The following is an 18,554-nucleotide window of genomic DNA, read 5'->3' on the forward strand; positions in this document are numbered from 1 at the left end:
GTCAGTGTCGGGTGGCGGCCAGGATATCCAGCGCGTGCCGCCGTTTCTCGGGGTCGTACAGATCCACGGTAAACATCAGTTCGTCCACGTCCACAGTCTGCAATAGTCGCTCCAGCTGCTCCCGGAGAGTGTCCTCACTGCCCAGCAACTGCAGCGACAGGAAGTCCTTCACGCCTGCCTGCTCACCGCTGTTCCATAAACCTTCCATGGACTTGACCGGGGGCCGCATCCACAGTGGTTGGCCCCGGAACAGGGAAAGAATGCGCTGGTAACTGGTGGTGGCCAGGAACTGGGCCTCCTCGTCAGTGTCCGCAGGCACGGCCGGAACGGCCAGAATCACATAGGGTTTGTCCAGTTGGTCCGAAGGCTGGAAGTTGTCCCGGTAAGTCTGGATCGCCTCACGGTAAAGCCGGGGCGCGAAGTGGCCGGCAAAGGCGTAGGGTAGCCCCCGCATCGCGGCAAGCTGCGCGCTGTAAAGGCTGGAGCCCAGCAGCCAGATGGGCACATTGGTGCCGGCGCCGGGAATGGCCTTGACCGGCTGCCCCGGCTGGAGTGGCCCCAGCAAAGACTGCAGACGCGCGACATCCTCGGGGAACTGTTCTGCCCCGAGGCCGTCCCGGCGCAGCGCCCGGCTGGTTATGGGGTCGGTGCCCGGAGCTCGGCCCAGGCCAAGGTCAATTCGGCCGGGATAGAGGCTTTCCAGGGTGCCGAACTGCTCGGCGATCACCAGCGGCGGATGGTTGGGCAGCATGATACCCCCGGACCCTACCCGGAGAGTGCTGGTAGCACCGGCAATGTGCCCGACCAGTACGGCCGTTGCGGAGCTGCTTATGCCTTCCATGTTGTGATGCTCGGCCAGCCAGAAGCGGTTAAAGCCCAGGTTTTCCGCATGGCGGGCGTAGGCGACGCTGTTGGCCAGGGTCTGCCCCACGGAATCGCCTTCGCGAACGGAGGCCAGCTCAAGAAGGGAATAGACAGGGAATTGGGCGCTGGAATTCTGCGACATTGAATGCTCCGGGTTTGAACTATCCGGCAGCATAACAAAAACCGGCCCGCTATGAAGCGGGCCAGGGGATGGTTGCCGTTACGGTGCTGGTGGCGTGTAGGACTGGGTCGAGTAGTCATCCATCGCGGGTTTGCTGATGGTGCCCTGCTCGCTGACGTAGTCCACGAAGGACTGGGCGTAGTCGAGGAAGGTGTCCTCCGAGCGGCCGTCGTCGGTGACGGTGCCGAAGGTCACATAACCGTCCCGTCCGCCACCGGTGAAACTGTTGGTGACCACGTTCAGGGTTTCACCATCGGTGAGGGCGCGCCATTGGGTCTCGTCGCGGCCTTTCACTTCGATGTTGTACAGTTGGTCACCCTCGGCGCGGTTCATGTCCACGTTCCAGCGTAAGCCGGCGGCGTAAGGGTAGGCACCGGTGGAGCCATCGGGCGCATGGGCAAAGGCGACAGCTTCGTTCAGCACCTGGCGGATTTCGGCGCCTGTCATGGTCAGATCGACCAGGGTATTGGCAAACGGCAACAGGGTATAGCCGTCGCCGATGGTGATGTCGCCGGCCTCAATGTCCGTGCGTACGCCGCCAGCGTTCTGGATCGACACATCGGCATTCTTGCTCTGGAACAGGAAGGCCTGGGCTACCACATTGGGGATGTCACCCCCACGCGCTCCTGTCGTGCCTGCACAGCTGGGCAGACTGCTGGTGCCCTGGCCGGGAATGCGCTCCAGGCAGAGGTCTTCGGTTGCGGTACCCACCACCTCATTGCGGAAGGTGTCCAGTTGCTGGGTGTAATTGGCCAGGGCGTTTGCCACGGTGGCGTCTTCGGTGACGATGCTCAACTGCGGAGCAGATTCGACGGCGTCCATGATCGCCTGCAATTCCGCACCTTCGGGTGTGTATTCGTTACCACCGCCGTCTTCACGGACAATGTCGTCGCCCAATAGCAGGTGAGGCACACCGACACAGGATTCCACCACGCCGTCTGCGTTCCATTGAACATTGAGTTCACCCACCACCTGGGAATACTGCCAGGCCTGCGCGACACAAACCTTGTCACCGTCGGCGTTGGTCAACTCGGTGGGATAGGCTCCGGAGGACGTCAGGCCGAAGTCGTCGAAGTCACCCAGCAGGGAGTGGGAATCGCCGCCAATGATCACGTCCACACCGGACAGGGCTCCGGCCAGTACCAGATCATTTTCGTACTGGTAGTGAGTTAGCAGGATGATCTTGTTGACGCCATCGGCCTCCAATTCGTTAATGGCTTCCTGGGCGCTCTCGGTTTCGTCCAGGAATTGTGTGGTGTCCAGCGGGCTGGAGCTGTTCTGGGTCTTGTTCGCGATGTCGATGCCGACAATACCCACTTTCTGGCCGGCGACCTCCTTCACCACATAGGGTTTGATGTAATCGTCAACGGCGGTCGGGGCCAGGGGTGTGCCGACCTGGGGCACTACGTTGGCTGCCAGTACCGGCGTCTGGCAACTGCCGCTGGCCAGGAAATCCAGGAACTTCTTCAGGCCTTCGTCGCCACGGTCGAACTCGTGGTTGCCCAGCGCAAAGGCGTCGAAACACACCAGGTTCATCAGCTCGGCATCGGCCTCACCTTCGTAGGAGGTGAAGTACAGGGTGCCGGTGATGGCGTCGCCAGCGTGCAGCTTCAGCACGTTCTCCAGAGCCGTCTCACGCTCCGCGATCTTGGCGGCAACGCGGGGGAAGCCTCCGGCAGAGAATTCAGTTTCCTGGCCGGCAATGGTCAGGGACTGCGATCCACTCTCAAGGTGCGAGTGGTGATCGTTGATGTGCAGTACGTTCAGGCTCAACGGGCTGGCTGTGTTGTCGTTGCTGCCGTTGTCGTCATCGTCGCTGTTACAGCCGACCAGTGCGATTAAGGGGAGTAATACCCAGGCTGACTTGCGGATCATTTCCTTGCTCCTGCTTTTTGATTTATTCCCCGCATGTTCCATGTCCTGGATGTCAGTGATGTGATGCTTTTGTTGCCGAAATAAGAAACGCCCGCACGAAGGCGGGCGTTTGTGAGTATCAATGACTGTCAGCGCTGGTGTTTCGACTCCAGAATCGCCAGCAGATCGCGGTAGTTAACGCGACCGTCGCCATTGACGTCGTAATGCTCAACGGAGGCCCGGCCAAACAGCCTTGCCAGGATGAATCGTGCGACGTCCCGGCCGTCAACGCGACCATCCCCGTTCAGGTCCGCCCGGTCTGCCATCGACGCGGTTTCCATCTCAAGGGCGATGATCACCGGATCATGGTCAGAGGCGCGGTAGCTGTCCGGCGCGTAGAAGCTGGCCTGCTGTTCAGGCGATTTGAAGTCGGTGTTGTAGTCCAACGCGCGGGGCTCGTCGGCGTTAATGTGCCACACCGTGGTGTCGGTCACTTTCGGTGCCAGTGAGTTGTTCGCAAGGCCGTGGTCTAGGTAGCCGGCCTGGCCGAAGAACACGTAGGAGTAGGCGCTTTCCCCGTCCGCCTGTGCGGCCAGATCGGTATAGCCGTTGTTGATCAGTGCGCGGATCGGGTCTTCCTTGGCGTAGGCATTCAGGTCACCGATGATCAGTACGTCTTCCTCGGCGGTACCGGTGGGGTCCGAGGCCAGCCAGCTCGCCAGCGCGTTTGACGCCTGGGTGCGAACCGGGTTCCAGCAGCCCTGGCCGTCACCCTGTTCGGCATTGGTCCCCTCAGCGCTGCCGCAGCCCTTGGACTTGAAGTGGTTAACGGCAATGGTCAACGCATCATCGCTGTCGATGGCACGGAAGGTCTGGGCCAGAGGCTGGCGGTTAAGGTCGTCGAACGGTGCGGTGGCCAGTGTTGCCGCGTCGCCAACGGTTTCCACCCGGTCGGCGTTGTAGAGAAAGCCCACTGCGATGGCGTCGCCACCGAGTTGTGGCAGGCCGGGGTCGACGTAGGACCAATTACCACCGAGGCTGTCCGCCAGTTGTGCAATCGCACTGCTGTCGCCGTAACCGTCGTTTTCAATTTCCATCACGCCCACGATGTCTGCGTTCAGTGCCGTAATGGCACTGACGAGTTTGGCGGTCTGGCGGCTCAGCTCTTCAGCATCGTCGGCGCCGCGAGCGGTGGGGAAGCCACCGCCCATGCCATCACCGTTGAAATAGTTCAGTACGTTGAAGGAGGCAACGATCAGGTTGCCGCTGTCTTCCAGTTCGGGGCTGGGGTTGCGCGGGTTGCTCTGAGTGAAGCTGGGGGCCGACAGCGGCTGCAGGCGCCATTCGGAGAACCGATAGTTAAGTATACCGACGAGGTCGTTCACAGTGTCACCGGCGCGAACGGTGGCGGTTGCGCTCAGTTCCGGGGATGGGTAGGGGACCACCGCCGGGTTCTGGCGATTGCTGCCGTCGTCCAGGATCAGGCGATCCAGGGTGTTGAGTTCTTCCACAATGGCGGCGTCTTCCCCGGGCTCGGCGATGCTGGTCGGAATGAAGTGCCGGCCACTGCCGAGTGTCAGGCTGCCATAGCGGGCCAGGTCGTAGTTGTCATTGACGGTCAACGGCTCGTCAAACTGGACACGCATGGACTCGAAGGCTTCCGGGGCACCAGCGGAGGCCCAGGGCAGTGTGATGCTGACGGGTGCCGGAAGTGTTGCGGTGCCACAGTCGGCCAGGTTCGTCACATTGGTGAGTTCGGTCAGGTTGCCGAACTCGGTCACTTCGCCAGCGATCCTCAGGCGCTGGCCGACCGTGACGCTCTCGCCCGGCGCATAGACAAACAGACCTTCCGAGGTGTTTGGGTTGCTGTCGCGCTGGTCGGCCTCAGCTTCAATATAGAAACCGCCAAGGCCATCGTCGCCGTTAAATGCGGCGGTCACGACGGCTTCCACAACCAGATTTTCACCGGCAAGCGGGCTGACATCACCGGCGCCCTGAATGTCCGAGATCAGGCTCGCGGGATTACCGCACGCCATATCGGGAAGGCCGGGATCTGTCGGTTCTTCGCCACCGTCGCCCGCACCGTTGCCGAGGTCATCGAAGCTGTCCACTGCAAAACTGTCAAAGACGACAGCGGGATCGTACGCATCGTCGGGGTTGTTGTCTGCGTTGGTGCCGTCACGACGTCGCAGGGTCTGGTTCTGGGTGCGCACCGTGTCGCCCCAGTAGCTGCCGGGATCGACACCGACCTGTCCGATGCTGTCGGCAACCACGCCACCGTTCAGCAACAGCACCGCGTCGTCGCCATTGAAAAGCCCGGCACCGGTGGTCTGGTCGGCGACCGCGAGGATGGCGGGGTCGGACTGGCTGTGGGCGAAAACGAAAGTGCCATCGGGGGCAACCGTGCCGTCGAGGTTGATGGTCAGGCCAGTTGCGTTGCTGCCGTTGTAGAAAACCTGCAGTTCCCAGGCGGTGAGATCAACGGCGCTGGTGCCGGTGTTGAGCAGTTCAATGGCTTTGTTGTTGCTGGAACCTTCCACGTATTCACTGATCACCAGCTCCGCAAAGGCGGGGGCGGTGAGGGTACTGGCAATGGCTGCAGCCAGTACGGATTGTTTTATCGTCATGGTTCTTTCCCTGAGTGGTCATTGAAGTTGTCGGGGGCGATCGGCGCCGCCTGTTCCAGTCTGGGAACGGACTGTGACGAGGGGATGTTGGTTTTATGAATCAGTTATTAATGATATCGATATCCATTTGCATTTGAGGCACAATGATCCGCTTTCGGAAAAGCCTCATCGCAGCATCAAGGAACACGTGTGACGACATCCACGCTTGCCAAACGCCAGCTACCAACAGGCATCTGGATACTCGGATTTGTCAGTCTTCTGATGGATATTTCTTCGGAGATCATTCACAGCCTGTTGCCGATCTATTTGGTTTCCGTCCTCGGCGCGAGCGCGCTAATGGTCGGGCTGATTGAGGGCGCGGCGGAAGCGACCGCGCCGATCGTCAAGGTGTTTTCGGGCGCCCTGAGTGACTATCTGGGTAAGCGCAAGGGGCTGGCGGTTTTGGGGTATGGTCTGGGCGCACTGACCAAACCGGTGTTTGCCCTCGCACCGGGGTTGGGGTGGATTCTGGCGGCCCGGCTTACCGATCGTGTCGGAAAAGGCATCAGAGGTGCGCCGCGCGACGCCTTGGTGGCGGATCTCGCACCCCCTGAAATGCGAGGCGCTGCCTACGGTCTGCGTCAGTCCCTGGATACCGTGGGGGCGTTTATCGGTCCCCTGCTGGCGATCGGCTTGATGCTGCTTTGGCAAAACGACTATCAGGCGGTGTTCTGGGTGGCGGTGGTGCCCGCAGCTCTGGCCGTGTTGCTATTGATCGTTGGAATTCGCGAGCCGGAACAGCCGCTTACTGAGCGGCGGGCCAATCCCATAAGCCGTGAGAGTCTGAAGCAACTGAGCCGAGCCTATTGGGCAGTGGTGGCCACCGGCGCCTTGTTCACCCTGGCCCGATTCAGCGAAGCCTTCCTACTGTTGCGAGCGGAAGACGGAGGGCTGGGTGTTGCCTGGCTGCCGGTCGTTCTGGTCGTTATGAACATTGCCTATTCCCTATCGGCCTACCCGTTCGGCAAGTTGTCTGATCGTATGGACCATCGCCAGCTACTGGTTACGGGCCTGGTGGTCTTGCTCATCGCGGACCTGGTCCTGGCGCTGGGCAACCACTGGCTGTGGACGCTCGTTGGTTCCGTTATCTGGGGGCTGCACATGGGAATGACTCAGGGACTGCTGGCTACCATGGTTGCCCATACCGCACCCAAAGCCCTGCGTGGTACCGCGTTTGGCTTTTTCAATCTGGTTGGCGGTGTTGCTCTGTTTCTGGCCAGTGCGGTTGCGGGAATGTTATGGACCTGGGCCGGCCCTGCGCTGACGTTTTATGCCGGTGCCGCATTTTGCCTGCTGACCATTGCCTTGATGATGTGCCAGAAGAAGATCTCCGTGGAACCGACCTAAGCCCACCAGGCCGGTAGCAGGTTGCGGATCTGCGGTTGTAGGAAGCGGTCGTCGATCAGCCAGATCACGCCCCGGTCCTCCGGCGTGCGGATGACGCGGCCGGCGGCCTGGGCGACTTTCTGCAGGCCGGGAATCAGATAGGTGTAGGCGTGGCCGGCACCGAAGCGCTGCTCCAGCCGCTGGCGCAGGATTTCATGCCACTTGTCGAAGGGCGGCAGGCCCAGGGTGGCGACGAAGGCGCCGATGAGTCGGTCGCCGGGCAGGTCGATGCCTTCACTGAACACGCCTCCGAGTACGGCCAGTGCGACGCCGGTATTGTCCTCATGGAAGGCCTTGAGGAACGCCGTGCGCTCATCGGTGGACATGCCGGGGCGCTGGGCTCGAAGCGGCAGGTCGGGAGCCTGTTGCAGAAGAGTGTCCTGTACCCGATTGAGATAGGAAAAGCTGCTGAAAAACGCCAGGTAGTTGCCGGGCCGCTGCTGGTACTGCCGGTGGATCAGTTCCGCGATGGGCGTCAGCGAGCGTTCCCGGTCCGGCTGCCGGGTGCTGATGTCCGGGGTGAAATTCACCTCAAGCTGGTCGCGGGTAAAGGGGCCTGGCAGGGAGCGGAAGCAGGTGTCCTCCGGCATGCCCAGCAGGTCCCGGTAATAGACACCAGGCGACAGGGTCGCGGAAAACATCAGCGTACTGTCGGCGGCTTCGAAGCGCGGGGCCAGGAAGTCCGCCGGGATCAGGTTCTGGATGGTGAGTCTGGCCTTTCCTCTCGCCGGCCTGATCAGCTCGCACAGGGAATGATCGCCAAACACCTCCGCCAGCTTGGTAAAGGCCAGGCTTTCGAACATCAGTTCCTGCAGGATAAGGTCCGGCGGATGGTCCGCCAGGTAGTCGGTAATGGCGGAGACCAGTCGATTCAGAGCGCCGGTCAGTGAACCTGGAAGATTGTCCAGTATCACCGGCTCACGGCTGATGTCGGGGCAATGGTCGCGGATCACCGATTGCCACGCCCGGGACACGCCATCGAGTTTTGATTTCAAAGCCTTGGGCGACTGTTTCCGAACCCGCAGCAGATGTGCCTGGCTCAGCTCCACGGAGTACATGCCGCGGGCGCGGTCCACCAGGTTGTGAGCCTCGTCGACCAGCAGGCTGGCTTTCCAGTCGTTCTGCCGAACCAGGGCATGGAGCAGGGCGGACTGGTCGAACATTCGGTTTACATCGGCTACCACCACATCGCACCAGCGGGCCATTTCCTGCGCCAGAAAATAGGGGCAGATGCCGTGTTGGCGGGCGATGCCTGCCAGTACCGCCTGGGTCAGGGCGCCGCTGTGATTGGCGGCGTCCTTACGGGCCGCCGGCAACCGGTCGAAGAAGCCCTTCGCCAGCGGGCAGGCGTCCCCATGGCACGCCTTGTCCGGGTGCTCGCAGGCATGATCCTTGGCCACCAGTTCCAGGGTTCGCAGGGGCAACGGGCCGGGTTGCTTTTCCCGCAACAGGTGAACGGCATCGACGGCCAGTTGCCGGGCGGTATTGCGGCTGGTCAGGTAGAACAGGCGGTCCTGTCTGGCCGTGGGCATCGCCATCAGGGCCGGGAAAAGGGTGCCAAGCGTCTTGCCTAGGCCGGTGGGTGCTTCCAGCAACAATGTCTGTTGACGGACGCTGTTCCTGTAGACGGTTTCCGCCAGGGCGCGCTGCTGAGGTCGGAAGTCCGGGAAGGGAAAGGTCAGGTTTTTCAGCGCCAGATCGCGCTCATGCCGGTGATTGGCTTCCTGTTCAGCCCAGTCGCTGTAGTGTTCACAGAGATGTTCCAGCTCCTGCCACAATTCCTCTGCGAAGGCCGTTTCGGTGATGGGGGTTTCCTTGTCCTTGCCGACATCGTAGTAGATCAGGGCGAGGTCGATCTGGCTCAACTTTTCCTGTCGGCACAGTAGTGCTCCATAGGCCCGCAATTGTGCACGGTGTAGATTGCGCTGGGCTTCCCGTACCCGGGACAGGTCACCGCGGTGGGTCTTGATTTCCTCCAGTCGGCCGGCGATCGGGTCATAACCGTCGGCCCGCCCGCTGACCATCAGTTTGCCGCATTGGCCGTCCAGCGCCACTTCGCTTTGATACCTCGGCCCGCGACGGGCCTGCACCGCACCGTGGCCGGCAATGCCTTCTTCCGACGTGGGCGCCGGGGTGTAGCGCAGGTCCAGATCGCCCTTGCGGGCGGCGAATTCACACAGCGTTCGTACCGCGACGTTGAGGTCGGTCATCGGTCGGTCCAGCGCACATAGCAGACGGAGACGGGAATGCCGTGGTCAACGCAGAACTCAAGCCATCGGGTCTGATGATCCTGCAGGCGGTCGCCAGGGCCTTTGACCTCGATCATTTCATAGCGCCGGTTTGGATCGTTGTGGTCGGGCCGAAAGCGGATCAGGTCCGGAAAGCCGCTGCGGTGTTCGCGCAGGTTGCCCAGCAGGCGCCGGAACATTCGCTCCAGGTGTTGGGCGGGGATGCACGTCAGCGCCATTTCAAGCAATTCCTCAGAGAGTATTGGCCAGATCACAAACGGCGACGCGATGCCCTGTTTTTCCTGCCAGGTATCGCGGATTCGGGTTTTGTAATTGTCAGAGGCCAGCGTGCCGAGGCAGTCGTCAAACAGTGCCTGACGACGTTCTACAAAATCCTCCCGGTACAGGTCCACCGGCCCGGTGTGAAAGGGATGGAAGAATGCGCCGGGCAATGGTTCGAACAGGGCGGGCCAGCAGAGCAGGCCAAACAGGCCATTGATGAGGGTGTTTTCCACATAGGCAACGGGGGTGTCGGGTTCGCTCAGGTGTTGCATGGCCGCCCACTCCACCGATTGGCCGTCCGGATTGTCCAGTTCCAGGGTGAACGCCGTCAGTTGCGGGCGTTCGCTTTGCTGGGGTAGCGCCTCTCCCAGTTTCTTCGCCAACCGCGTCAGGATGCGTTCGAGTCCGCGTTCCTCGGCGCCAAACCTGGGTTCGTCGGTGGCGGCCTGGGCAATCTTCCAGGCCTCGTGGTGTTGCTTCAGCCGTTCCAGAAGGCGTAGCTGGCGCAGCCGTGATTCGCGGTGCCCACTGAGGCGATAGGCCTTCAACGCCAGCTCGGTGTTACCGCCGCGCTCCGCCAGCTTGCCCAGTTCGAACAGCAAGCGGCCGCGCCGGCTTTCCAACCAGGCATTCTCATCGGCCGTGGGGATGTCCTGCCATACCGTTTCTGGCGCCTCGCCCTGATCCAGGCGTTCCCGGCAGTGGTGCATCACCAGATAACGATCCACGTCGTCACGTTCGTCAAAAGCCCGGGACTCGGCAGAAAGCGGTACCTGTTCATACTGCTGGTGGCCCAGCTCCACCAGTACGAAATCGGACCAGCTCTGGCGCAGGTTGCCGAAAAACATCAGCCGCAGTCGGTCAAACAGGGTCATGTGGTTCAGGCGGATTACCTGTGTGGAGACGTCTGGTAGCCAGAGGTCCACAGGAGCGATGTCGGGATGCAGTGGAATCAGGGTGTCTTTCAGAAGACCCTTGGCGGCCGTCGCTGGCAGGCCGGCCGCTGAGATCTGGTTAGCGAGGGCAGTGCGAAGCTCGCCGAGCGTGAACAGGCGAAACAGCTCGGCAAGGGGAACGCTCGGATTGTCCTCAATCCAGCCCTTGGTGGCGAGCGCGCTCACGGCGTCATTCACCGGTACACCGATCTCCGGGTAGTTGAACTTCTCCACCCGGAACAGGTCGCCGGTGCGCATGACCATACGAGCCAGCAGTGCCCTTGCCGGCTGATCCAGGCTCAGCAGGCCATCTACCTTTCCGATTTCATCGGCGGTCAGCAGATCGCTGTGAAAACGCCGGACCCAGCGCACCACTGTCTCGAAGTTCTCGAGATAGTACAGCGGATTGTCCAGGTCCGCGGTGCCGGGAATGTGAGTCTGCTGGTCTGATGCGAGGGGCATGGCTGGGCGTCAGATATCCACGACAATCGGTGGGTTCAGCGGCTTGAACTGGCCGGTGCAGGTGCTGGCGTTGACATGCAGGCAGTCATTCAGCATTTGCTGGCCATAGCTTTCGTGGATATGCCCGAAGATGTGGAGTTTGAGCGTGAGCCGTTCCAGCTCCCTGGCCAGATCGTTACAGCCTACCGCCAGAGACTCGTTCACCTTATCGAGGATGCCTGCTGGCGGACCATGGGTGATAAGAACGTCAGTGTCTGACGGTATCTGTGCCCAGCGCTCGGCAATGGGCGCTCCACGCTCGAGGTTGAATGCCCAGTCGAAAAAGATCGGTGTCCAGGGGCTGCCCCAGAATTTCAGTCCTTCGATGTCGATACTTCTGTCCCGAAGGTAAACGGCGTTCCTGATCAGTGCTTCGGCGTCCGCAGGCTCATCCTGCAGGCACCAGTCGTGGTTGCCGGCAATCAGGATCTTGTGGCGGTGGGGCTGTTCGGAAAACCAGTTGTCCAGGTCCTCGAGTTCCTCAAGGGTGCCCACTCCCAGGCAGTCGCCGGCGTGGATCAGCACGTCGCCATCGGGCACCACCACCTGGCGGTGCATGCTGTGGGTATCGGATATGCAGACCAGTCTCATGATGGCTCGCCGGGTTCGTCGGGACTATAAAAAACACCATCGCGGAAAACACCATGGCGTCCGGCACCAGCGGAAAACCGGCCGGCGCCCTCGATGGCTTCCTCGAACACCACAGGATAGCCGCCAGCGCCTTCCGCCGCCAAGGCTTCGGGCAGTTCCAGGTCCCACTGGTGAATGGCGGAGTGTCGGTCGGCGCGCAGGCACTTCTGCGGGAACGCTGCAATGTCGGCGGCAAGAGCTTCTGCTGCGGATCGCGCCTGTCCATCAGGCACCACCCGATTTGCAAGCCCCATCGCCTTGGCTTCTTCCGCATTAACCGGTCGACCGGTCAGAATCATATCCATGGCGTTGCCGTGGCCAACAATGCGTGGCAGGCGCACGGTGCCTCCATCGATCAGCGGTACCCCCCAGCGGCGGCAGAACACGCCGAAGGTGGCGGATTCCTCTATGACTCGCAGGTCACACATCAGTGCCAGCTCCAGCCCCCCGGCCACGGCGTAGCCGGATACGGCAGCGATCACCGGCTTCGACAATGACATGCGGGAAGGGCCCATTGGGCCGTGGGCTGTTCCGGTTGCCTCGATCTCGTTGCGGCGCTCCGGATCGCCGACGGCTTCCAGATCGGCGCCGGCGCAAAAGTTGCACCCTCGCCCCAGAGCACAGCCACCTTGAGGGTGTCATCAGCCTCAAAGTCGCTGAACGCCTGGCGCAGGGCGTTGGCAGTTTCGCGGTCGACGGCGTTTCGTTTCTCCGGGCGGGCGAGAACAATGGTCAGCACATGACCGCTGGCTTGAGTGTATACGGGTGGGGGTGTCACATGGCCTCCAACGAATTATTGTTGTCGGGCCGTTTCAGCTAACGCTGGTCTCCGGCGTCAGTCTTCCGAATTCTGCCCGGTTCCGGCCCTTGTCCTTGGCATTGTATAGCGCCGCGTCGGCTTCGATCATCATATCTGCGAAGGTTTTGTGATGGCCGGCTTTTTCAACACCCCCTATGCTGGCGGAGATGTACAGTGGCAACCCGTCTATTTCCTGGCCGTTGGTGGCGATGGTGTCCAGCAGACGGCGGGTGATGATGCGCACGTCGTCATCACCGGTGATGCGAAGCACCATCGCAAACTCTTCTCCCCCGACACGGCCAATGATGTCGTCATCCCTGAGTTCGTTTTTCAGCGTGCGTGCGACCAGGCGGAGGGCGTCATCTCCGGCTGCATGTCCCCAGCGGTCGTTGACTTGTTTGAAGTGATCCAGGTCCAACATCAGTACGGCCAACTGCGTCTGGGACTGTGTCGCCTGGTCAAAGGCCCGGATGCCTTCCCGGAACAGGGAGCGGCGGTTGTATAGCCCGGTCAGGCCGTCGCGCTCCGCCATCACTCTCAGGCGCTGTTCGGAATGGGTAAAGGCCAGCAATGGCAGTGCCAGGGTCGTCGCGGTAGCCAGCAGAATATGGTTGACGAGGATTAACTGCAGCACGAAACCGGTATTGGCCTGGTTCAGGCCAAGCCAGTCCATGCCGATCACCAGTGCCTGGGACATCATCAGTACCCCATGCATGGTAAACAGCACTTTCAGAATCCTGACGGGCAGTGACGGTGTGGTATCCAGTTTCGACAGGGTGTAGACCGCAAAAATGAAAATGGCGGCCGAGAACAGGGCTGTTAGCAGGCGGGCATTCAGCGGATCGCCTTGGAAGGTGAGCAGCAGGATCAGCAGATAACAGGCCGCGGATAAGCGCAGAGCATGGCGGGAGCGGCGGGTTTTACGCGATGCACTGCCGGAGAAGCGCTGCAGGCCCGCCAATACCAGCAACGGGGAAAGGCCGAGAAACAGGTGAGCCAGGAACACGGTGATCCAGGGCGTATCGATAAAGGCGCGTGTACCTGCGAACAGGGTACCCACCGCGAAGGTCATACACGCCAGTGCCCACAACCGGAAACAATGCTGGCGGGAACGCAGCCGGAAAATGGCCCACAATAACCCACCGATCAATAGATTGATCGCGACAGAAAGCAGCAGCAAAGTCGGCAGGTGAACGGTAAATCCCATAGTCATCCCTGGTGACGGATTTTCGCAGTTTCACAGAGTACGCCCCCAGGGACGTTACGATCAGTAAGCTTTGTGTGTCGTTTCTTAGTGCATAAGCTAACAGGGAGCAGCCGCAGCCGCCAGCGCCGGCAGAGCGTGGCTGGCGGCTGGCCGTTTGGTTATGCGGCTTTCAGTGTCTTCATGTCGATCACGAAACGGTACTTCACATCGCCTTTCTTCATGCGCTCGTAGGCTTCGTTGATGTTTTTGATGTCGAGCATTTCCACGTCACAGGTGATGCCGTGATCGGCGCAGAAATCCAGCACTTCCTGGGTTTCGGGCATACCGCCGATGAGAGAGCCTGCCAGCACGCGGCGCTTGAATACCAGGCCGCCGGCTTCCAGGGGCGGATCGACCGGTTCCAGTAAGCCCACGAGGATGTGGGTGCCGTCGAACGTCAGGCAGTTCAGGTACGGATTCAGGTCATGCTGTACCGGCACGGTATCCAGCATGAAATCGAAGGATTCGGCGGCCGCTTCCATCTGGCTGTCGTCGGTGGAGACGACAACATGGTCGGCGCCCTGTTTCTTCGCCTCGGCCACCTTGCTTTCGGAGCGAGTGAAGATGGTGACCTCCGCGCCCAGGGCCTTGGCGAATTTCACGCCCATATGGCCGAGGCCGCCCATGCCGATAACGCCCACTTTGTCGCCAGGTCGAACGCCGTAGTGGCGTAGTGGGGAGTAGGTGGTAATGCCTGCGCAGAGAATGGGGGCGGCGGAGGCTGGGTCCAGCTTTTCCGGGACTTTCACCACAAAGCGCTCGCTGACCACAACCCGGTCGGAATAACCGCCGTAGGTGATGGAGCCGTCATAACGGTCCTCGCCATTGTAGGTGGCGGTCATGCCTTCCAGGCAATACTGTTCGAGGCCGGATTCGCAGGCGGAACAGCTACGGCAGGAATCCACCATGCAGCCTACGCCGACCGTATCGCCCACCTTATAGTCTGTCACGTCGGAGCCAACAGCAGTGACACGGCCAATGATCTCGTGGCCGGGAATTACCGGAAACTGCGTGACGCCCCAATCGTTCTGGGCGAAGTGGATATCGGTGTGGCAGACCCCGCAGTAGTCAATCTCAATGGAGACATCGTCCGGGCGCGGTTCGCGCCGTTCGAAGCTGATGGGGGCCAGCTTTGAGTCGGCTGATTCAGCTGCGTAGCCTTTTGCAGTCGCCATGGTCCGTGTTCCTTCTTTGTCGGTAAATGTTCAAACCTATACGCAGTAACTCCGGGTGTGAGTCAGTTTTTCAACCGCAAGTTCCTTTTATGAAAGGAATATCATCAAGGGTTAATGACGATGGGTGTGGCGGTAGTCGGTGGGGGACTGGCCCATGACCTTCTTGAACAGTCGCGAAAAATAATAGTTGTCGTCATAGCCCAGAAGGCTACTGATCTGGGTAAAGGAGTGGTCCGTGGTGTCCAGTAACTGGCAGGCCTGTTCCACTTTCAGGTGCAGGAAATGCTGGATCGGGGAGACGCCGGTCAGGGCCCGGTAGCGGGTGGCAAAGTGTGCGGGTGAGAGCCCCGTCAGGTCCGCCAGTTGATTGAGCGTGATGCGCTCATCCAGATGCTCGCGCATGAAGTTATGAATGATGTCCAGGTCTGGCTGCTGCGCCTGGCCGGCCTCGCCGACGCTCAGCGGAACGGCCGCCAGCAACTGGCGTAGCCGGTTGGCCACATGGACCAGGCCGGGGGTGCGGAAACCGGTCTGCCGTACCGAAAGCAGGCCGTTGAAGTCCACCAGCAATCGGGGTTGCCGACCGATGTGCTGAACGCGGATGCCGTCGGTAAATCCCATGTGTTCCCGAAAGTGTTCCGCCAATGGGCCTGCATAGTGCACCCAATGAATTGTCCATGGGTTCTCCGGTGCGGCGGTGTATCGGTGGGCGGCGCCGGCCGGTATCAGCACCAGGTCGCCCGCCCGTATCAGGCAGGGTTCGTCTTCGACATTCAGGTAGGCTTCCCCCTCCGTGCAATGGATCAAAAGATCGTCATTGTGGTGCTCCCGGTGCATGTGGTGGCCTGCGGCGCGGCGATAGTGACCGAAGGCGAGCGGGTACAGGTCGCGGGTCAGCGGATGTCGTGACAGGCCGCGTATGACCGGGTCAGGGATGACATAACGAATGCTGTCCGGCGGTACGGGCCACTGTGATGTTTTGGTCATCGTAGGCGCCTGTTTCATGATGGATTCGAAAGATAGTCCATCATGGTCGAAACTTAGTCAATCATTAAGCGGCAGAAGGCTGTGCTAGGATCGATGACAACCATAGGGCACAGGCCCAAAGACCTACAACAATGACAGGGAATATTGCTATGAAAAACGTACCCCTTTATATCGGTGGTGAGTTCGTCCAAAGCCAGACTGAGCAGTGGATTGACGTTACTGACCCAGCTACCAATGAAGTGATTGCCCGTGCACCCTGCACCACCGACGCCGAGATGCGTCGCGCTATCGACAACGCAGGCGAAGTGTTCAAGACCTGGAAAGAGGTCCCGGTCTCCGAGCGCGCCCGGGTGATGATGCGTTACCAGGCCCTGCTGAAAGAACACCATGATGAAATCGCCGAGATCCTGTCCAGCGAAACCGGCAAAACCTTCGAGGATGCCAAAGGCGACGTATGGCGTGGTATCGAGGTTGTGGAGCACGCAGCCAACATCCCCTCGCTGATGATGGGTGAAACCGTTGAGAACGTCGCCCGCGAGATCGACACCTATTCCTACACCCAGCCGCTGGGTGTCTGTGCCGGTATCACGCCGTTCAACTTCCCGGCCATGATCCCGCTGTGGATGTTCCCGATGGCCATTGCCTCCGGTAACACCTTCATTCTCAAGCCGTCCGAGCAGGACCCGCTGACCCCGATGCGTCTGGCGGAGCTGTTTGAAGAAGCAGGCGCCCCCAAGGGTGTGTTGCAGGTTGTCCACGGCGGTAAAGAACAGGTAGACGTGCTGCTGACCGATCCGGCCATCAAGGCTGTGTCCTTCGTTGGCTCCGTACCGGTGGGCCGTTACATCTACGAAACCGGCACCCGTAACATGAAGCGTGTACAGAGTTTCGCCGGCGCCAAGAACCACATGGTGATCTTGCCGGACGCGGACAAGAATCAGGTGGTCAAAGCTCTGGTAGGCGCATCGGTTGGTGCTGCCGGCCAGCGTTGCATGGCGATTTCCGTGGCCGTGTTCGTGGGCGAGGCCCAGGAGTGGATTCCGGAAGTGAAGGAAGCCCTGGCTGCGGTCAGACCCGGTGCCTGGAACGACAAGGGAGCCAATTATGGGCCGATTATCAGCAAGCAGGCGAAGCAGCGCGTGGAATCGCTGATTACCCGCGGTGAGGAAGAAGGCGCCAAGCTGCTGCTGGATGGCCGCAACTGCACCGTTGATGGTCTGCCTGACGGCAACTGGGTAGGGCCGACGCTGTTCGCCGGGGTCAAGCCGGAGATGGATGTCTACAAGGAAGAGATCTTTGGCCCGGTTCTGGCCTGCATGGAAGTGGACACCCTGGAAGATGCCATCAACCTGGTAAACGACAGTCCTTACGGTAACGGTACTTCCATCTTCACCAGCTCCGGTGGTGCAGCACGTCGCTATCAGCATGAGATCGAAGTGGGTCAGGTGGGTATCAACGTGCCCATTCCGGTGCCCCTGCCGTTCTTCTCCTTCACTGGCTGGAAAGGCTCCTTCTACGGTGACCAGCACGCCTACGGCAAGCAGGCGGTGAAGTTCTACACCGAGACCAAGACCATTACCTGTCGCTGGTTCAGCAGCGATGCGGTGGCTGAAACCAACTTCTCCATCCGCATGCGGTAAGGGGAGCCCATGAACTTTGATCTGACTGAAGATCAGCTGGCCTTCCGCGAGGCCGCCAGGGCCTTCGCGGAGAAGGCCATGGCGCCTCACGCTGCCAAATGGGATGCCGAGCATGTGTTCCCGGTGGAAGTGATTCGCGAGGCCGGTGAGATGGGCTTTTGCGGTATTTACACGCCGGAAGCCCAGGGCGGCATGGGGCTGTCGCGGCTGGATACCAGCGTGATCGTGGAAGAGCTGGCGGCTGCCTGTCCTTCCACGGCCGCCTACATCACCATCCACAACATGGCGACCTGGATGGTGGCGCAGTTTGGCAATGCCGATATCCAGAAACAGATCGCCCCGAAAATGGCCAGTGGTGAATGGTTGGGTTCCTACTGCCTGACGGAACCGGGTGCCGGCTCTGACGCCGGTAACCTGCGCACCAAGGCCACACGGGACGGCGACAGCTATGTACTGAATGGCAGCAAGGTGTTTATTTCCGGCGCTGGCGCCACTCAGATGCTGGTGGTGATGGCTCGTACCGGTGAGCCGGGCAGTGGTCCCAAGGGCATTAGTGCGTTTGTGGTGCCCGCTGACAGTGATGGCATCCACTACGGCAAGGCCGAGGAAAAAATGGGCTGGAACAGCCAGCCCACCCGCCAGATTACCTTCGAGAACGTACGCGTGCCGGCCAATAACCGGCTGGGTGAAGAAGGTCAGGGCTTCATGATCGCCATGAAAGGCCTGGACGGTGGGCGCCTTAACATTGCCACCTGCTCCATGGGTGGTGCCCAGGCGGCGCTGCTGCGCGCGCGCAATTACATGCACGAACGCGAGCAGTTCGGCCAGGCCCTGGCGGGCTTCCAGGCATTGCAGTTCAAGCTGGCGGACATGGCAACCAACCTGGTAGCCGCACGGCAGATGGTTCGCCTGGCAGCCTACCGGCTGGATCAGGGCGATACCGAAGCCACGCTGCATTGCGCCATGGCCAAACGCTTCGCCACCGATGCGTGTTTCGAGGTGTGCAACGAAGCACTTCAGCTCCACGGTGGTTACGGCTATATCCGCGAGTATCCGCTGGAGCGCTACGTACGCGACCTGCGGGTGCATCAGATTTTGGAAGGCACCAACGAAATCATGCGGCTGATCGTAGCCCGCCGGCTACTGGAGCCTGGTGTCGCTGAAGCTATTCAATAAACGC

At 60.7% G+C, this 18,554-nt stretch carries 12 protein-coding genes and 1 pseudogene; 3 read left to right on the top strand and 10 right to left on the bottom strand.

Translation table 11 applies throughout. The annotated features are described in order from the left end of the window. Window position 1: 1 nt before the first annotated feature. The 3 genes from JJO78_RS03210 to JJO78_RS03220 form a co-directional block, all read right to left on the bottom strand. Window positions 2-1,006: an LLM class flavin-dependent oxidoreductase gene (locus JJO78_RS03210; RefSeq protein ID WP_151982947.1), complete on the bottom strand. Its 1,005-nt coding sequence runs from the start codon at window positions 1,004-1,006 to the stop codon at window positions 2-4. 78 nt (window positions 1,007-1,084) lie between these two features. Then, the gene (nadN, locus tag JJO78_RS03215) at window positions 1,085-2,920 is read right to left on the bottom strand and encodes an NAD nucleotidase (protein WP_151982946.1); all 1,836 of its coding nucleotides are present in this window, start codon (window positions 2,918-2,920) and stop codon (window positions 1,085-1,087) included. A gap of 128 nt (window positions 2,921-3,048) precedes the next feature. Further along, the gene (locus JJO78_RS03220; RefSeq protein ID WP_151982945.1) at window positions 3,049-5,526 is read right to left on the bottom strand and encodes an ExeM/NucH family extracellular endonuclease; all 2,478 of its coding nucleotides are present in this window, start codon (window positions 5,524-5,526) and stop codon (window positions 3,049-3,051) included. A gap of 189 nt (window positions 5,527-5,715) precedes the next feature. Here JJO78_RS03220 and JJO78_RS03225 point away from each other — a divergent pair, with 189 nt between their 5' ends. Continuing rightward, window positions 5,716-6,912 (top strand): MFS transporter, encoded by a 1,197-nt coding sequence (locus tag JJO78_RS03225; protein ID WP_198324878.1) that lies wholly within the window; start codon window positions 5,716-5,718, stop codon window positions 6,910-6,912. Here the strand turns inward: JJO78_RS03225 and JJO78_RS03230 are convergent. The 7 genes and pseudogenes from JJO78_RS03230 to JJO78_RS03260 all read right to left on the bottom strand — a co-directional run bounded on the left by JJO78_RS03230 (window position 6,909) and on the right by JJO78_RS03260 (window position 15,734). Beyond that, entirely contained in the window at window positions 6,909-9,161 is a 2,253-nt protein-coding gene (locus JJO78_RS03230) for an ATP-dependent DNA helicase (protein WP_151982944.1), read from the bottom strand. The two genes, JJO78_RS03225 and JJO78_RS03230, sit on opposite strands and share 4 nt — an antisense overlap. Beyond that, a complete protein-coding gene (locus tag JJO78_RS03235) occupies window positions 9,158-10,858 on the bottom strand; it encodes a VRR-NUC domain-containing protein (protein ID WP_126810750.1) in 1,701 nt (566 codons plus the stop codon). The genes JJO78_RS03230 and JJO78_RS03235 overlap by 4 nt, the downstream gene beginning before the upstream one ends. A 9-nt stretch (window positions 10,859-10,867) precedes the next feature. Next, the gene (locus JJO78_RS03240; RefSeq protein WP_085681837.1) at window positions 10,868-11,488 is read right to left on the bottom strand and encodes a metallophosphatase domain-containing protein; all 621 of its coding nucleotides are present in this window, start codon (window positions 11,486-11,488) and stop codon (window positions 10,868-10,870) included. Then, window positions 11,485-12,305 (bottom strand): annotated as a pseudogene (locus tag JJO78_RS03245) (crotonase/enoyl-CoA hydratase family protein). Before JJO78_RS03245 ends, JJO78_RS03240 begins: the two are co-directional and overlap by 4 nt. Before the next feature lie 34 nt (window positions 12,306-12,339). Next, window positions 12,340-13,533, bottom strand: coding sequence for a GGDEF domain-containing protein (locus JJO78_RS03250; RefSeq protein WP_075195415.1), 1,194 nt, complete (start codon window positions 13,531-13,533; stop codon window positions 12,340-12,342). Window positions 13,534-13,691: 158 nt separating this feature from the next. Continuing rightward, a complete protein-coding gene (locus JJO78_RS03255) occupies window positions 13,692-14,747 on the bottom strand; it encodes an NAD(P)-dependent alcohol dehydrogenase (protein ID WP_075195414.1) in 1,056 nt (351 codons plus the stop codon). Between the two features lie 111 nt (window positions 14,748-14,858). Next, entirely contained in the window at window positions 14,859-15,734 is an 876-nt protein-coding gene (locus tag JJO78_RS03260; protein WP_041333627.1) for an AraC family transcriptional regulator, read from the bottom strand. 149 nt (window positions 15,735-15,883) lie between these two features. Between JJO78_RS03260 and JJO78_RS03265 the strand changes: the two genes are divergently transcribed. Both JJO78_RS03265 and JJO78_RS03270 read left to right on the top strand, forming a co-directional pair. Next, window positions 15,884-17,374 carry a CoA-acylating methylmalonate-semialdehyde dehydrogenase gene (locus JJO78_RS03265; RefSeq protein WP_075195413.1) on the top strand — a complete coding sequence of 497 codons (1,491 nt, stop codon included), beginning with the start codon at window positions 15,884-15,886 and terminating at the stop codon, window positions 17,372-17,374. 9 nt (window positions 17,375-17,383) lie between these two features. Further along, window positions 17,384-18,550: an acyl-CoA dehydrogenase family protein gene (locus JJO78_RS03270; protein WP_041333630.1), complete on the top strand. Its 1,167-nt coding sequence runs from the start codon at window positions 17,384-17,386 to the stop codon at window positions 18,548-18,550. Window positions 18,551-18,554 lie beyond the last annotated feature (4 nt).

The organism is Marinobacter sp. DS40M6, assembly GCF_028581595.1.
GTDB classification, from domain to species: domain Bacteria; phylum Pseudomonadota; class Gammaproteobacteria; order Pseudomonadales; family Oleiphilaceae; genus Marinobacter; species Marinobacter salarius.

Coding starts and splice junctions, on each gene's coding strand:
- JJO78_RS03210 (WP_151982947.1), bottom strand. CDS start 1,006: ATGTCGCAGAATTCCAGCGCCCAATTCCCTGTCTATTCCCTTCTTGAG.
- nadN (WP_151982946.1), bottom strand. CDS start 2,920: ATGATCCGCAAGTCAGCCTGGGTATTACTCCCCTTAATCGCACTGGTC.
- JJO78_RS03220 (WP_151982945.1), bottom strand. CDS start 5,526: ATGACGATAAAACAATCCGTACTGGCTGCAGCCATTGCCAGTACCCTC.
- JJO78_RS03230 (WP_151982944.1), bottom strand. CDS start 9,161: ATGACCGACCTCAACGTCGCGGTACGAACGCTGTGTGAATTCGCCGCC.
- JJO78_RS03235 (WP_126810750.1), bottom strand. CDS start 10,858: ATGCCCCTCGCATCAGACCAGCAGACTCACATTCCCGGCACCGCGGAC.
- JJO78_RS03240 (WP_085681837.1), bottom strand. CDS start 11,488: ATGAGACTGGTCTGCATATCCGATACCCACAGCATGCACCGCCAGGTG.
- JJO78_RS03250 (WP_075195415.1), bottom strand. CDS start 13,533: ATGGGATTTACCGTTCACCTGCCGACTTTGCTGCTGCTTTCTGTCGCG.
- JJO78_RS03255 (WP_075195414.1), bottom strand. CDS start 14,747: ATGGCGACTGCAAAAGGCTACGCAGCTGAATCAGCCGACTCAAAGCTG.
- JJO78_RS03260 (WP_041333627.1), bottom strand. CDS start 15,734: ATGACCAAAACATCACAGTGGCCCGTACCGCCGGACAGCATTCGTTAT.
- JJO78_RS03265 (WP_075195413.1), top strand. CDS start 15,884: ATGAAAAACGTACCCCTTTATATCGGTGGTGAGTTCGTCCAAAGCCAG.
- JJO78_RS03270 (WP_041333630.1), top strand. CDS start 17,384: ATGAACTTTGATCTGACTGAAGATCAGCTGGCCTTCCGCGAGGCCGCC.